Origin of the sequence: Rheinheimera pleomorphica (assembly GCF_011634895.1) — a bacterium.
Classification (GTDB): Bacteria; Pseudomonadota; Gammaproteobacteria; order Enterobacterales; family Alteromonadaceae; genus Alishewanella; species Alishewanella pleomorphica.
The window spans coordinates 181,884-197,479 of the sequence record NZ_SIRR01000031.1 but is presented as its reverse complement, the minus strand read 5'-3'; the positions used below and the strand labels follow the sequence as shown (position 1 = coordinate 197,479).

Annotated in this window: 14 protein-coding genes; 8 read left to right on the top strand and 6 right to left on the bottom strand. The window is 51.3% G+C overall.

The annotated features are described in order from the left end of the window. The first annotated feature begins 48 nt into the window (after positions 1–48). A complete protein-coding gene (locus EYB30_RS17230) occupies positions 49–396 on the top strand; it encodes a MaoP family protein (RefSeq protein ID WP_166840559.1) in 348 nt (115 codons plus the stop codon). Positions 397–432: 36 nt separating this feature from the next. On the opposite strand, the gene EYB30_RS17225 is transcribed toward EYB30_RS17230, so the two are convergent. Then, positions 433–2,637, bottom strand: a complete 2,205-nt coding sequence (locus EYB30_RS17225) for a bifunctional diguanylate cyclase/phosphodiesterase (protein ID WP_241698074.1) — start codon at positions 2,635–2,637, stop codon at positions 433–435. A gap of 79 nt (positions 2,638–2,716) precedes the next feature. Further along, on the bottom strand, positions 2,717–5,503 hold the full coding sequence (locus EYB30_RS17220; protein WP_166840555.1) for an insulinase family protein: 2,787 nt from the start codon (positions 5,501–5,503) through the stop codon (positions 2,717–2,719). 43 nt (positions 5,504–5,546) lie between these two features. On the opposite strand from EYB30_RS17220, the gene sixA reads away from it, so the two are divergent. Further along, entirely contained in the window at positions 5,547–6,197 is a 651-nt protein-coding gene (gene sixA / locus EYB30_RS17215; protein WP_241698073.1) for a phosphohistidine phosphatase SixA, read from the top strand. Here sixA and smrB read toward each other — a convergent pair. Next, the gene (gene smrB / locus EYB30_RS17210) at positions 6,194–6,736 is read right to left on the bottom strand and encodes an endonuclease SmrB (protein WP_166840553.1); all 543 of its coding nucleotides are present in this window, start codon (positions 6,734–6,736) and stop codon (positions 6,194–6,196) included. The two genes, sixA and smrB, sit on opposite strands and share 4 nt — an antisense overlap. Before the next feature lie 53 nt (positions 6,737–6,789). On the opposite strand from smrB, the gene prmB reads away from it, so the two are divergent. The 6 genes from prmB (at position 6,790) to EYB30_RS17180 (ending at position 12,197) form a co-directional block, all read left to right on the top strand. Continuing rightward, on the top strand, positions 6,790–7,749 hold the full coding sequence (gene prmB, locus EYB30_RS17205; RefSeq protein ID WP_166840551.1) for a 50S ribosomal protein L3 N(5)-glutamine methyltransferase: 960 nt from the start codon (positions 6,790–6,792) through the stop codon (positions 7,747–7,749). Between the two features lie 9 nt (positions 7,750–7,758). Then, complete coding sequence (gene aroC, locus EYB30_RS17200; protein ID WP_166840549.1) at positions 7,759–8,862, top strand: chorismate synthase; 1,104 nt, start codon at positions 7,759–7,761, stop codon at positions 8,860–8,862. 10 nt (positions 8,863–8,872) lie between these two features. After that, on the top strand, positions 8,873–10,042 hold the full coding sequence (locus tag EYB30_RS17195) for an MFS transporter (RefSeq protein WP_166840547.1): 1,170 nt from the start codon (positions 8,873–8,875) through the stop codon (positions 10,040–10,042). A 33-nt stretch (positions 10,043–10,075) separates the two neighbouring features. Further along, on the top strand, positions 10,076–11,206 hold the full coding sequence (locus EYB30_RS17190) for an ATP-NAD kinase family protein (RefSeq protein ID WP_166840545.1): 1,131 nt from the start codon (positions 10,076–10,078) through the stop codon (positions 11,204–11,206). A gap of 1 nt (position 11,207) precedes the next feature. Further along, the gene (locus tag EYB30_RS17185) at positions 11,208–11,495 is read left to right on the top strand and encodes a YfcL family protein (RefSeq protein ID WP_166840542.1); all 288 of its coding nucleotides are present in this window, start codon (positions 11,208–11,210) and stop codon (positions 11,493–11,495) included. Between the two features lie 87 nt (positions 11,496–11,582). Then, entirely contained in the window at positions 11,583–12,197 is a 615-nt protein-coding gene (locus EYB30_RS17180) for a BamJ family beta-barrel-assembly machinery protein (RefSeq protein ID WP_166840540.1), read from the top strand. A 44-nt stretch (positions 12,198–12,241) separates the two neighbouring features. Here the strand turns inward: EYB30_RS17180 and EYB30_RS17175 are convergent, their stop codons facing one another. From EYB30_RS17175 to EYB30_RS17165, 3 genes are read right to left on the bottom strand one after another with little or no spacing between them, the layout of a single operon-like run. Continuing rightward, a complete protein-coding gene (locus EYB30_RS17175; protein ID WP_241698072.1) occupies positions 12,242–12,919 on the bottom strand; it encodes a response regulator transcription factor in 678 nt (225 codons plus the stop codon). Beyond that, complete coding sequence (locus EYB30_RS17170; RefSeq protein ID WP_166840538.1) at positions 12,912–13,982, bottom strand: sensor histidine kinase; 1,071 nt, start codon at positions 13,980–13,982, stop codon at positions 12,912–12,914. The genes EYB30_RS17175 and EYB30_RS17170 overlap by 8 nt, the downstream gene beginning before the upstream one ends. Positions 13,983–13,991: 9 nt before the next feature. Then, entirely contained in the window at positions 13,992–15,476 is a 1,485-nt protein-coding gene (locus EYB30_RS17165) for a TrkH family potassium uptake protein (RefSeq protein WP_166840536.1), read from the bottom strand. Positions 15,477–15,596: the final 120 nt, after the last annotated feature.

Here is a 15,596-nt window from a genome sequence, read left to right as displayed (position 1 = left end):
GTTTAAACAGGCTGGCTTGATATTCAACGAGATTAGAGGAAAAAAGTGATGCAGCAAAGTTTTGTCGCTAACCGTCGCTTTTTCGATGACCGTAATTTCCCGAAAGGTTTTACGCGGTCCGGGCGCTTTACTCTGGCAGAAGGTAACATGCTGGAGAAACATGGGGTGGCAATGCAGGAACTGGAGCAGGGTAGCCGTGCCCCGGTGAATGATGAAGAAAAACGTTTTGTTTCAGTGTGCAAAGGCGAGCAGCCGGCCACAACAGCGTTTGAAAAAACCTGGCTGAAATACAAACAGCGACTGGCAGAGAAACGTAAGTTTCATACAGTGTTTGGTAAGAAACGCATTGCTGATGGCAGTGATGATTTCTCTTATGTCGAGACCGACACTGACTAGCCAAAAAGCCCCGTTTTCGGGGCTTTTTTCTGGCTGCTAGCTAACAATGCTTACCAGTGCTGGCTTGCTGCGTTGTTGTTTTAACTGTTGCAAGAATTGGCTGAGCTCAGCGGCAGACAACGGCTTACTGTAATGATAGCCCTGGATCACATCACAGCGCAGTTTGCGTAACATATCCAGCTGTTCATCGTCTTCTACGCCTTCGGCCACCACATTCAGACTAAGATTATGCGCTATGGTCATAATGGTATCGACCATATTGCGGCCGCGGGCGGTGCGCATATCGTCAATAAAGGCTTTGTCTATTTTCAGGGTATTAAGTGGAAATTGCTTGAGATACGCCAGTGATGAATAGCCAGTGCCAAAGTCATCCATCGCCAGGTGAATACCGCGGGCACGTAATTTTTTCATCGTTTCAATCGCCTGCGGTGGCGACTGCATAACTGTGCCTTCGGTAATTTCCAGCTCCAGATGGTATGACGGCAGTTCGGTTTGCTGCAAAATATCGTCGATCAATTCGCATAAAAAGGGCAGGCTGAACTGGCGCGACGATAGGTTAACGGCAAGCCGGCCATGAAATAAGCCCTGATCGATCCAGCCTTTCACTGCCTGACAGGCTTTACGCAGCACAATTTCACCAATTTCAATAATTTGTCCGGTTTCTTCGGCCACCGGAATAAAGCTGGCCGGACTAATGATGCCACCTTTGGGGGTAATAAAACGTACCAACGCTTCCATACCGACTAACTGGCCGCTGGCAATATCCATTTTGGGTTGATAATACACGGCAAAGTAATCTTCTTTTAAGCCGTGGCGGATCAGGTTTTCCAGCTGTAGCCGTTTGACGGCTTGTTTATTCATGGCGTCATTAAAAAACAAATAGCGGTTAGCACCCTGATTTTTAGCGTGATACATTGCCGTGTCAGCGTTTCGCAGCAGGGCCTGGGGGTTATGGCCATCGTCGGGGAACAAGACTATGCCAACGCTACTGGTGATGGCCAGTTCATGCTGCTGCACCAAAATAGGCTTATTAATTAATTCCAGCAAGGCTTTGGCTAACGACGTAATATGGTGTAAGTCGTTGGTCTGATCCAGCAGCAGGGCAAACTCGTCCCCGCCAAGCCGATACAGGCGGTTAGTGTAACTGCTGAAGTGGCTCAGACGCTGTGCCAGCTTACATAACAGGTTATCGCCCAGCTCGTGTCCCAGTGAGTCATTAATTTTTTTGAAGTTGTCTAAGTCAAATACCAGCAAGGCATGTTGTGTTTTACTGGCAACCAACTGCGCCAGCTTTTGCATAAACAAGGCGCGGTTGGGCAAACCGGTGAGTGTATCGCTGCTTGCCAGCCGGCTGAGCTCGGCTTCGCGCTGCTTACGCTCAGTAATATCAGAAAAAACTGCCACATATTGGCTGATATGGCCCTGATCGTCTTTAATCTGATCAAAGGTCAGCTCGGCCTGATAAATGTCGCCATTTTGACGCTGCTCGCGTATTTCACCGCTCCAACTGCCGTTGCTGGCCAGCGACTGGCGGATGTCGTGCATAAAACGGCTGGGGTATAAGGTTAATTCGAAGCGTTGTTGCAAGCATTGCTCGCGTGTTCTGCCGGTTACCCGGCTAAAAGACGGATTAACTTCTAAAATAGTGAAGTCGGTGTCACAAATAACCACCGCATCAGATATATTGTGCAAACAACGGGCAAACAGCTGCAGCTGCTCCTCGGTTTGTTTTAGCTGATGAATATTTTTTAAGGTGCCTGTCATCCGGCTGGGCTTACCGTCGTCACCAAAAGCAACGGCTTTGCCGCGGTCTAATACCCAGGTCCAGTTGTTGTCGGCCGTTTTTATCCGGTAGGTCGCTTCAAAGTGCGCTGTTTTCCCATCAAGGTGGTCCTGCAGTAGCTTTGTTACCCGGCTGAGATCCTGTGGATGGATTTGCGCTTTATTCGGGGGGAAATCTTTACTGTCTGGCTGTAATTCAACCGGATGCAACCAGGCGCTGGAACGGTATAATTCGCCGCTGCTGATCTTCCAGTCCCACAGCTCATCGCCGCTGCCCCACAACGATAAGCGCAAGCGTTCTTCACTATGCTCGAGTTTTTGCTGATAACGGCGCATTTTTACAATGCTGAAATGTGCCAGTATTAAGGCACCAAATGAGCACAGCAGCACAGCGCTTAAGGTGTAAGGCTGTAGTGGGTCCCAACTGATAGCAAACAGGCTAAAAGGTAAAACAGCCAATAGAAATGCGCTGATTATTATAATAATTTTTTGTTTTAATGACACTTATGGCAGCTGGTTAACAAGACCAGCGCTCACGTTATATAACTTTAGCCTTAGTGTCAAAAGCATTTTGTAATTGCCGCTTCAGGCTGGCACTGTCGCTAAAGCGTAAATGGCTGTGCTCTGGCTTACCATCGGTGGCGAGAAAGATGGCATCGTAGCTGGGTAGCAACAACTGCTGCAAAAAGGCGACAAAGCTGGCCAGCGTCAGGTGTTGTAACGCTGTAATAATCTGCTCGTTTAGCGCAAAGCTGTGGTCCTGCTGCCCCAGTGCCAGCCAGAAGCGTTTAGCGCGCGCGCCCAGGCTGTTATCACGCTCATTCAGCTGCGATAGCAAGCCTTGCTTTACATGGTTGAATTCGTCTGACGACAGATTTTCTGTATCAGCCAGAAAACTGCGGAAAAACATCACCGTAGCCTGGTACAGGGTTTCGCAATCAGCCGAAGGTGATTGAATGTAAAACGCAATACCCGGCAGCGTATTAATAGGCACATAACCGGTTCCCACCAGGTAACCTAATTGTTGCTCGGTACGCAGCTGATGAAAATATTCCGGTGACAAGACATGGTTAGCCAACATAAAGTGTGCCATTTGCTCGGCACTGGCCTGCTGTGCCGGCAGATAAATAACCAGCGCATGATCAGTGTGCTCTACATCCAGTTGTAACCACACCGGCCCCATGCCTTGCATGTTAAAGGTGGTATTGGCCAGCCGCGCTCCGCAACTGTGTAACTGCGACTGCCATTGCTGTAGCTGCCTGGTCAGTTGCGCTGCCTGTTCGCTGGTCCAGTTGCCCAGCAGCAGGCTTTCAATATGTACGCCGCGTAATAACCGCTGGTGAAAGGTCTGAAACTGACTAAAACTCAGGTTATCCAGCGCCTCGGCCAGTTGGTCTATTTCCGGGTTCAGTGGCTGCAGCAGGGCTGACAGCTGGCTAAACAGGCGGGCTACCGGCTTATTTTTACTGCTGTTACGCCAGTGCCGGCTTAGCTGACGTTTAAGCTCATGAAAGCGGCTTTCGCTAAACTGTTGTTGCGGCATTTGCTGCAAAATATCGCGCAACAACAGCAGCTGATTGGTGGCCAGGCCAGTAGTATGCACGCTGATCCCCTGACGCTGCACATGTATATGGTACATCAGGCCGATGGTCGTGGCGGCATAGAGCTGCTGGTTAATATTGTCCTGAAACAATTCAACCCACAACCGGGTTGCGGCCATGTGCTGACAATTGTCGATACTGGCGGGCAGGCTTAGCTGAACAAAAATATGGCCTTTGGGGCTGCCAAATTCAGTGTCCGCTTTATACCAGACGCTCAGCTTGTCATCGGTATACACCTGTGACGGCTTTATCATATGTGCGCCGGGCGCCAGCAAGCTGATATCCCCCTGTAAATAAGGGTTTGGCTGTGGCAAATAGATATCTGGCAGCGGTGCCGCGTCACAAAGCTGTTGTAATAAGGCCGTTGGCAGTGCTGATACACTGTAAGGGGTGTGGTACCAGCGTGCCTGGCGGTCAACATTGACCCCCGGCGCAATCAGCATCAGGCGCATATTATCTGGGGTGAAATAGCTTAGCACCTGTTGATATAGCGCTTCTGAGGGCAATTCCATCCGGTAGTCGCCGAAAATAATATCGGCCAGCGGATAATGCTGCATACTTACCGATAAATGGTTCGCTGTTTGCAAAGCGGTAGCGGGCTCCTGATACAAATAGGCCCAGTGCAGCAGTTTTTGCCGCTCGGCAAATAAGGTCGCTGGCAGAGGTTGACTTTTTAGCATTGCCAGGGTGCTAAACAACGCCTGCAAGATAGTGTCGCGTTGCTGCAGACCGGCATCGGTGAGTTCAAACGCAATAGTGAAGTCTTTATAGTTACTGCCGTCGATACCGCCGCCGGCACTTAGCTGATTGACCAATTCTTGTTGTTTCAGGTAGCTTAGCAGCGAGCCAGGCCCTTCATCTCCCAGTAGATGGGCAATAAAGCTAATCAGTTTGTGCCGGTACCAGCGCTGAATATCGGGCAGGGCAAAGCTGACGACCAACTTTTGTGTATCACGATGTGGCTGAATAGCTAACTGTATTGCCTGATGCTCGGCTAAATACAGCGGCACGTCCAGTGGGGCTTTCGCCGGCAAGTGGCCGCTCAGCTGCCGGAAATACTGCTCGGCGTACTGGCGTTGCTGTGCCAGCGGCAGTGATGATACCAGGGTTAGCGTCATGCGTTTGGCGCTGTATTGTTGGGCGAAAAAGTCCCGTAATGCCTGCTGCAGTGTGCTGTGCGGGTTGTCAGATAGCGTGGTTAAATTACCGACAGAAAACTTGGCAAACGGATGCGCCGGATTGATAGTTTCTTTATGCACCTGATAAATGCGCCGGCTATCGTCTTTTAACTTTAGTGAAAACTCGGCTTCAATAGCATGGCGCTCTTTATCAACATAGTCGCTGGCAAACAGCGGTTGGCAAAACATATCGGCGAAGCGTGCCAGCGCCTCGGCAAAAAATGCGCTGTCGATATCAAAGAAAAAACTACTGTGCTCGGTGCCGGTCCAGGCATTGTGGCTACCGCCATGATGGTTGATAAATTGCTGGTAATCCCCGGCATTGGGGTAGTTTTTTGAGCCCAGAAACAGCATATGCTCTAAAAAATGCGCTAGCCCCTGACGATCCAGTGGATCATCAAAATGGCCAACATTAACCGTCAGGGCCGCCGCGCTTTTTTCACTATCCGCTTGTTGTACCAATAACACCGCCAAACCATTTTCCAGTGTCAGATACTGATACTGGTTCTGATCGTTAGGGCTTTGCAAAATTTGATTATTTTCCAAAATGGCTACCTTTTTAGCTGGTACCGGTCCGGCTGACACCTGTATGGTCATAGCGATAAGTAATAAACAGCGTATGTCTTATGCGTTATTAGCAGTTACTCTTGGCGCTAACTTTCATTATCATAGCGCACAATTTTTACCCGGCGTATGGTTATCTGCCTACTATCAGTTAACACGAAACCCAGAGCAGTATGGTGTCAATTACATGGTAAATCTCGTTATTATGCGTCACGGTGAAGCAGAGCCTATGTCCGCGCAGGACAGTCAGCGTCAGCTTACCGCCAGAGGCCAGCACGATGTGAACCAGATGGCGCTGTGGTTACAGCAACACTATGCCGCGTTTGACTGGGTTTGGGCAAGCCCCTATCTTCGTACCCGGCAAACAGCAGAATTAATGTTAGCTAAGCAGGCGCCGTTTAGCCAGCTGGAAATTGTGCCAGAGCTGGTGCCTGATGGCGATGCGTCATTATTTAAAAGTTATTTTGATGCCAGAATAAGTGATAAACCAGACGCCAGGGTGTTGTTGGTGTCGCATATGCCGCTGGTCAGTTTTCTGGTAGAGGCCTTTACGCTACCCGGCCAGGCGCCGGTGTTTAACACCGCTCAGCTGGCCTGCATTGATTACCGGCCAACGCAGGGTGGACGCTTACTGGAACGGTTATCACCGCAGGAGCTGGCGCTACTGAGTTTTTAGTCGTTCAGTTTCAGCAACAACAATAAGGCACCGTGTTTGCCCCAGCTTTTCGGTGCGGTATGAAAGGCGCGCACATTAGGGTGCTGTATCAGCCAGTTTGGTACTTTCTTTGCGAGGATGCCAAGGCCTTTGCCATGCACCACGCAAGCACAATTAAACTGATGTTTTTCGCAATAGGCCAGCAGGCCTGCCAGTTCGGTTTTGGCCTGCAAAGTGGTCATGCCATGCAAGTCCAGTACGACTTGTGGCTGAAACTCACCGCGGCGCAAACGGCCGCTCAGGTGCGGATCATCGCCGCTTTGCACCCAGCTTAGCGTAGTACCCTCGGCGATATAGCCTTCGAACTGATCGGAAAACCAGAACAAATTTTCATCAAGCTGTTGTGTTGAGACGTCTGTACGTCTTTTTTTCTTGCGAGGCGCCGCAACTGGCGGTATCTTGTCCTGCGCAATAGGCTGCGCGCCCGTTATCGACTCGCGAAACAGCTGGCTGTCTTCGGCACTGATGCCGTGGGATGCTACACTGACTTTCTTTTGCATGGCGCAAGTCTACTCAAACTGACCGGTTATTACAAAAAGAGCTTACATCCATCATGTCCGATACTGGCGAACTGCTGTTTACTCCACACCTTATTAGCGACGCTGTTGCTGAACTTATTACCGTGCATGACTGGCTGCGTTTTGCCGTTAGCAAAATGCATCAGGCCGATATTTACCTCGGGCACGGCACCGACAACCCCTGGGATGAAGCTGCCAGCCTGCTTGCCTTTGTGCTGCATATGCCGCCGCTGACAGACGAAAAATTATTTGCTACCCGGCTTATCCGCGCTGAGCGCGAGCAATTTATCGGTTTGTTGCAACAGCGGATAGAGCAGCGGATCCCGGCTGCCTATTTAACCCATCAGGCGTACTTTGCCGGTTTACCGTTTTATATTGATGAGCGGGTATTGGTACCACGCTCACCGATAGCTGAGCTGATTGCGGATAACTTCAGCGCTCAGCTGCAGGGCAGACAGCCGCAACATATTCTGGATTTATGCACCGGCTCGGGTTGTATTGCTATTGCTTGTGCTTATGCGTTTGAAGATGCCCAGGTGGACGCGGTGGATATCAGCCCGGATGCACTGGAAGTGGCTCAGCTGAATATTGAGCAACATGGCCTGGAGCAGCGCGTATTTCCAATATTGTCTGACGGCTATGGCGCACTGGCAGGTGCCCGGTACGATTTAATTGTTACCAATCCACCTTATGTCGATGCCGAAGATATGGCTGATTTGCCTGATGAATATCGCCACGAGCCTGAATTAGGCCTGGCATCTGGCGAGGATGGTCTGGCACTGACACGGCGCATTCTGCGTGAGGCCGCCGCACATTTAACCGACGGCGGTGTGCTGGTCTGTGAGGTGGGCAACAGTATGGTACAGCTACAACAGGATTTTCCTGACGTTGGTTTTGACTGGCTGACGTTTTCGCATGGTGGTTTAGGTGTCTTTGCCATTACTAAGGCTGAGCTGGAGCGTTGCCAGCATCTGTTTAAAGACGAAATATGTTAAGGAGTCACTATGGCGGGTAATAGCATCGGGCAGTTATTTAAAGTAACGACTTTTGGTGAGAGCCATGGGCCGGCCATTGGCGGTATCGTTGACGGCTGCCCGCCGGGGATGACGCTGACAGCGGAAGATTTGCAACTGGACTTAGACCGGCGTAAGCCCGGCACCTCACGTTATACCACGGCGCGGCGCGAAGAAGATGCGGTTAAAATTCTGTCCGGCGTGTTTGAAGATACCACTACCGGCGCCAGCATAGGTTTACTGATTGAAAACACCGATCAGCGCTCGCAGGATTACTCCAATATTAAAGAGCAGTTCCGCCCGGGCCATGCCGATTATACCTACTGGCATAAGTTTGGTATCCGCGATTACCGCGGCGGTGGCCGCTCGTCGGCGCGGGAAACGGCGGTCAGAGTGGCAGCCGGTGCCATCGCGAAAAAGTATCTGCGCGAGCAGTGCGGTATCGAAATTCGTGGTTATTTAGCTCAGCTTGGCCCGGTCAAAGCCGACTTGGTCAGCTGGGATGAAGTGCATAACAATCCGTTTTTTTGCCCGGATCCGTCCAAGCTGGATGCGTTAGATGAGTATATGCGCCAGCTAAAGAAAGACGGTGACTCAGTCGGCGCCCGAGTCAATGTCGTGGCCAGCAATATGCCGGTCGGCTGGGGCGAGCCGGTGTTTGACCGCCTGGATGCCGATGTGGCCCATGCCATGATGAGTATTAATGCGGTGAAAGCAGTAGAAATAGGCGATGGCTTTGCCGTGGTCGAGCAGCGCGGTTCAAGCCACCGTGACGAGTTAACGCCACAAGGCTTTAGTGCCAACCACGCCGGCGGTGTACTGGGCGGCATTTCCTCCGGTCAGGACTTGCTGGTAAGTATGGCGCTTAAACCCACCTCCAGCATTAGCATTCCGGGCAAGAGTATCAACATTCATGGAGAAGTTATTGATATTGTAACAAAAGGCCGGCACGACCCTTGTGTGGGTATCCGGGCGGTACCGATAGCAGAAGCTATGCTGGCGATAGTACTGATGGATCACTATCTGCGCCACCGCGCACAGAATATCGACGTAAAAGTAAGTACACCGGATATTGCCCGCCAGAGCCGGGAGTAAACCAGAGTTAATGACCGTTATGTCCGCCCGGCCAGCCTTAGTGCTGGCTTATTTTACCTATTTTGGTGTGCTGGGTATTTTTGTACCTTACCTGGGGTTGTTTCTGGATGGTAGGGGATTAAGCTCAGCCGATATTGGTTTATTGCTGGCTATTGTTACCGCCAGTCGCATAATTGGCCCCAATATCTGGGCCTGGGTGGCGGATAAAACAGCCAGGCCGCAACGCGTAATGCAAGTTGGCGCAGTGTTGGCGACTTTGGGCTGGTTTAGCAGTTTTGTAGATATCGGCTTTTGGCCCTTACTGGCAGGTTTTGCCCTGTTTAGTTTTTTCTGGACAGCCATTCTGCCGCAGCTGGAGCTGACCACATTAAACTATCTGAATGATGATACCCGGGCCTATAGCCGTATCCGTACTGCGGGCAGCGTTGGTTATATAGTACTGGTTATGCTGGGCGGTTGGTTGTTTGAATGTTACGGCAGCGAGTTTCTGCCATTATCGGCATTACTATTTTTACTGTTATTGCTAATCACGCTATTTATGCTGCCCTCAGTCGCTTCAACAACAGCGACGACAGAAGATACTGTGCGCTTTAGCCAGCTGTTAAAGAACTCCGTGTTACTACGTTTTATGGCGGCGGCATTGTTGCTACAAGTGAGCTTTGCGCCTTTTTATGGTTTTTTTACCCTATACAGCCGTGATTTAGGTTATAGCGGTAGCCAGACGGGGCTATTCATCGCCATCGCTATTGCTGCTGAAATTGTGGCATTTTATTTTGCCGGTAGTCTGATGCGTAACCGTAGTTACGCTAAATTATTGGGCATTTGCTATGGTGTAACGGTATTGCGTTGGTGGTTGTTGGCTGAGCAGGCCGATAACTTATGGTGGCTGAGTTTCAGTATGTTGTTGCACGCCGGTAGCTTTGCCATTGCCCACAGCTGCGCTATGCAGTTTATCCAGCAGTTTTTCCCCAAACATCTGCGCAGCCGCGGTCAGGCGTTGTATGCCGGCGTTATATTTGGCGGCGGTGGCGCCATTGGCGCCTATGGTGCAGGCATACTGTGGCTGGACGGTGCCGGTGCCAGCCTGACATTTCACCTTGCAGCCGGCCTGGCGCTGTTGGCAACCTTGTTGGCTGTCAGTTTGCCCGGTAGCCAACATCAGACGAAGGCTTTACAATAGCCGCCATTTTTAATCGGCGTTAGGTATAGCAGTATGGCGAATCGGTTTCGGCTGGGGCTTATTATTAACCCGTTGGCGGGGCTGGGTGGCAGTGTCGGCTTAAAAGGCTCAGACGGCCAGGCAGAGCAGGCGTTAGCGCTGGGGGCTACCCCTCAGGCGATGAACCGCGCCAGCACAGCACTTAACGAGCTTGCTGCTTTAACTGACAAGTTTGAGGTGCTTACCGTAGCCGGCGATATGGGCGGGCAGCTTTGTCAGGCGCTTAATCTTAACTATCAGGTACTGTATAGCCCGACGCAGTGGCCTTCAACCGCTGCCGATACCGAAGCCGCCGCGCGAAAAATAGCAGAGCAGGGCGTGGATTTGCTGCTGTTTGCCGGTGGCGATGGCACTGCTCGCAATATCTGCGCGGTGGTGGGCGATAGCACCACAGTGCTGGGTATTCCGGCCGGGGTGAAAATTCACTCTGGCGTGTATGCCATATCCCCGCAGGCCGCCGGTAAGCTGGTGGCCAAGCTCATTGCCGGTGAACTGGTGTCACTTAGCGAAGCGCCGGTAATGGACATTGACGAGCAGGCATTTCGTCAGGGTGTGGTTAAAGCGCGCCGCTACGGCGAAATGCGCATACCGGCGCAGCTACGCTATGTGCAAAGCGTAAAAATGGGCGGGCGCGAGAGTGAAGAGCTGGTGCTGGCTGATTTAGCAGCTTATGTGGTAAGCCAGCTTGAAGACGATGTGCGCTACGTGATGGGCTCTGGCTCTACCGTCGCCGCAGTGATGGCAGAGCTTGGCCTGGATAACACCTTGCTGGGTGTTGATGTTATCGAAAACGGTGAGCTTATCGGCAAAGATGTCAGCGCCAGCCAGCTACTTAAGCTGGTGCAGGGCTATCCGAGCAAACTGATTATTACGTTAATTGGCGGCCAGGGCCATGTATTTGGCCGGGGTAACCAGCAGCTGTCGCCGGCAGTTATTCGCGCCATTGGCCGCGACAATATTCTGCTGATCGCCAGCAAAGCTAAGCTGCAGCAGCTTGAAGGCCGGCCACTGTTGGCCGACACCGGTGATGTTGAACTTGATCAACAACTTACCGGCTTAATTAATATCCTGACCGGCTACAACGACTATGTGATGTACCGTTTGGGCTACGAGGATGAAATCTAATATGACAGCAGTATCAGCAGAGCCGTTTATTGAGGCGGCCGCCAATTTATTTGATGCCTTAGTGCCGGTAGCCAGCGATGATGAGCTGTTTGCTTCGGGTTATCTGCGCGGCCACTTTGATTTAGCCGTAGGCACCTTAGAGGTGGCGGCACAGCCGTTTTCTGCTGCTGACGTGGTGCAACAGGTTAATGATACCCTGCACCAGGCTATTGCCAACGGCGAGCTTAGCCAGCAAGACCAGCAACATGTCGATGCCATCTGGCAGCGCCTGCAGCAATTGACAGCTTGAGCCGGCAAGACATTCGCACGCTTATGCGCTAGTATAAGCGCACTTTTAACCCAAAGCCGTCAGGCTTTTCCAGCATAAGTGGAACTCATGTCAAAATATACAACGCTTGAACAACACGCCAGCTATGGTATTGGTTTACAAATGGGCCAGCAACTGGCCGACAACCCGTTTGACGGTTTAGATATTGATGCGGTAGCCGCCGGTGTTATTGCTGCTTTTACTGAGCAGGCGCCAGAAGTAACGGACGAGCAAATTCGCGCAGCCTTTACTGTGATCAGTGAGCGTATGCAGGCAGAACAGGCCGAAAAAGCCGAATTATTAGCCGGTGCCGGTGAAGCCTTCCTGGCAGAAAACGCCAAGCGCCCTGAAATCACGGTAACGGCTTCAGGTTTACAGTACGAAGTATTAGTGGCCGCTGAAGGCGACAAGCCAACGCGTAATTCAACGGTGCGTACGCATTATCACGGTACCTTAATCGACGGTACGGTATTTGACTCTTCTTATCAGCGCGGCGAGCCGGCAGAATTCCCGGTATCAGGCGTTATCGCCGGCTGGACCGAAGCCCTGCAGCTGATGTCGCCTGGCAGCAAACTGCGTTTATACATCCCGCACAACCTGGCCTACGGCGAGCGCGGTGCTGGTAACGCTATAGCGCCATTTAGCGCACTGATTTTTGATGTAGAGCTGTTAGCGATTCTGTAACGGCTGTTGCGCTTTTGCATAAAGCCCTGCTTAGCAGGGCTTTTTTATGGCTGCAGCTTTAAGCGGTAACCGACACCGGGTTCGGTTTTCAGATAAACCGGTGCGGCGGGGCTGTGTTCCAGCTTTTGCCGCAGCTGCGCCATATGTACGCGGACATATTCCGGCCGCCCGGTATAAGCATCGCCCCACACCTGGCTTAAAATCTGGTTGTGCGTCAGTACCTTATCGGCGTGGCGCAGTAGCAGCAGTAAAATATCATATTCGGTTTTGGTTAGATGTACGTCAGCACCGTCGCGACTGACTTTGCGTTGTACCGGATCTAACCGCACTGTGCCAAAACAGAATACCTGCTGTTGTACGTTAGTCTGGCGTAAGTTTGCCCGGATGCGAGCTAACAGCTCTGCTGCACTAAACGGCTTGGTGACATAATCATTGGCGCCGTGATCCAGCGCCTGCACTTTATCCTGCTCAGTCTGGCGGGCAGAGATCACAATAACCGGCGTATCACACCAGCCGCGCAGCTGCTGCAGCCAGTGCTGGCCGTCCATATCGGCCAGGCTCAAATCAAGCAAGATTAAATCGGCCGCTTGTTCGGTTAAATACTGCAGCGCACTGATGCCATGCGCGAAACTGTGGGTGTTGTATTGTTTACTTTTTAGCAGTGTCGTTAAGAAGCTCTGCATGGCCGGATCATCTTCCAGCACCAGTATGGTTTCAGCCACGTTTTGCTCCTGCAGTAGTGGTGTGCGGCCAGCTTAAGCGGGCGATAAAGTGCTCTGATGCAGCATTGATCTCGGTAGTAAACTGGCCTGCGTGTAAATGCATCACCGCCTGACATATCGCAGTACCCAGTCCGGTACCGCTGTCGCGCTGTGCGGTGGCCTTAGCCGTTGTGGCATTGCTGACGCTTAAACTACATTGGCCATTGCAGTTGCTAAATGCAATACGCACCGGTTGCTGGCCATGTTTCACGGCGTTTTCCAGCATATTGGCCAGCGCAATTTCCAGCAAGGTTGCATCAGCAGCACAGTCTGCATCAGCCAGCTCAATGGCGAAGCTCTGCTCAGCCAACACCGGCGCACGCCTTGCAATGGCAGCGGAAATAATATCAGACACGGCTACCGGCTCAATTTTCATTGAGCTTTGCATCTGTTGCACCCGGCTTAACTCCATCACTTTATCAAAATGCTGGCTTAATAAACTGCTTTGCTGGTAAATGTTAGTGGCTTGCTCGCGGATCTGCGCCTCGCTTAAGCTTAATTCGTCGTCGGCCAGCATACTGGAGGCGCCCATAATGGTGGCCAGCGGAGTGCGTAAGTCATGTGATAACGAGCGCAGCATCATAGCGCGGCTGTGCTCCAGTTCAGCCTGAAGCTTTGCCTGGCGGGTTTTGTTATTTAATAACTGGCGCTGGCGCATATATTTTTTCGCCCGCGCCAGCTGTAAACGCAAGCGGCCGGACAAACGGGCAATAAAAATACCCAGCAACAGCATAACAACAAAGGTAATGACATAGTCGCCCTGGTGCACAAACAGGGTGTAGTAGGGCTCAACAAACAATAAATTGAGTAATAGCACACTGCTAAAGGTGCTAATGATGGCCCAGCGCTGGCCGGCATATTGTGCCACCAGCGTAACCCATAACAGCTGCAACATCGCAACATCGGTTGTGGTGGCAATGGCACGGGCCGGTAGTAACAGCAGCGCCAGCAGCACAGGCGCAACAACCGACAGCAGCAACAGCTGCCAGAGGGCAAAGCGTTTGTTGTGGCGTAATGTCTTCACCGGGTTTGCTCAGTAGCGCCAGTACATAGGGGTAAATAACAATAACATAGTTAAAATTTCCAGTCGTCCCAACAGCATACCCAGGGTTAAACTCCATTTTGCGCCATCCGGCAAGCTGGCAAAGTTACCCGCCGGGCCGATAATATCACCCAGGCCCGGGCCAACATTACTCACTGCCGTCGCTGCACCGGTAACGGCAGTGACTATGTCCAGTTCAAACATCGATAACACCAGTGCCAGTACCGCTATAGTGGCAAAATAGATAAAGGCAAACGCCAATACTGCTCCGAGCAGGCTATCATCGACTTTCTTACTGCCGTATTTTTGTGTCCAGATAGCATTGGGGTGAATAAGCAAATTTAACTGTTTTAGCAGTAAATACCCGGCCAGCTGGGTGCGGAAAATTTTTAAGCCGCCCGATGTCGAGCCAGAACAGCCGCCGCTAAAGGTTAAGTAAAAAAACAGCACCACCGCCATGGCGCCCCAGACTGAGTAATCTTCAGAGGCATAACCACAAGTCGTAATAACCGACACCACATTAAATAAGCTGTGGGTCAGGCCATCTAGTACCGCTCTGTCGTGGTGCCACATCTGATACAGGGTCAACAGTAGCGTAACAGCCGCAACTATGGTCAGAAACGCCTTTACCTGAGGGTCGCGTAGCAGGGCCCATTTATCGCCTTTGGCCATACCAACAAACAGCACAAAAGGCAGCGCTGCCAGCATCATCCACAGGCTTGCCAGCCACAGCAGCCAGGGTTTGTCATTAAAATGGCCAAAAGAAGCATCGTAGTTGGCAAAACCGCCGGTAGCCGCCGATGTCATGGCATGGGTAATGGCATCAAACCACGACATGCCGCCGATGGCGTAACTTAACGCCGCTGCGGTGCTTATGGCCAGATACACCAGTAAAATATAGGTCGATAAACTGCTGCTGCGTGGCAGGATTTTTTCGGAAATATCTGAGCTTTCAGTTTTAAACAGCTTCATACCGCCAATTTTTAGCGCCGGTAAAATAGCAATCGCCATGACGATAATACCGATACCACCAATCCATTGCAGCAGTGCGCGCCAGAACAGTACGCCTTTGGGCATAGTATCCAGGCCACTTAATACGGTAGAGCCGGTGGTGGTAATGGCTGACACGGTTTCAAACCAGGCATCGGTAATGCTAAGGTCTGGCACGCTTAAATAAAGCGGTAAGGCGGAAAATACGCAGATACTGAGCCAGCATAAGGTGGTAAGTAAAAATAGAAAGCGTTTTTTAAGCTGCACGACGCCACCAGAGCGCATGATCAGCACGCCACCGCAGCTGGCCGTGATGAGCGCTGACAGCAGAAAATTCCAGAACGATCTATCTGCCAGGCCAAAACTAACCGCTGTAGTCAGCAGCTGCGCTCCGCTCAGGCTTAGCAACAGGTAGCCAATAACGCGGTAGAAAAAGTGCTTGGTTCTGGCCTGGCTATCGGCAAATGAATAAGAATAAGTAGACATGAGATACAGCAGTCAGCCTTCTGATATCGCATAGCCTAACGTTGGCGGACAAATACTGCTGTTAATCTTTTCTAAAGATTAGTAGGGCTGATATAAAGATTTTATAAAGACAAGTCTGTT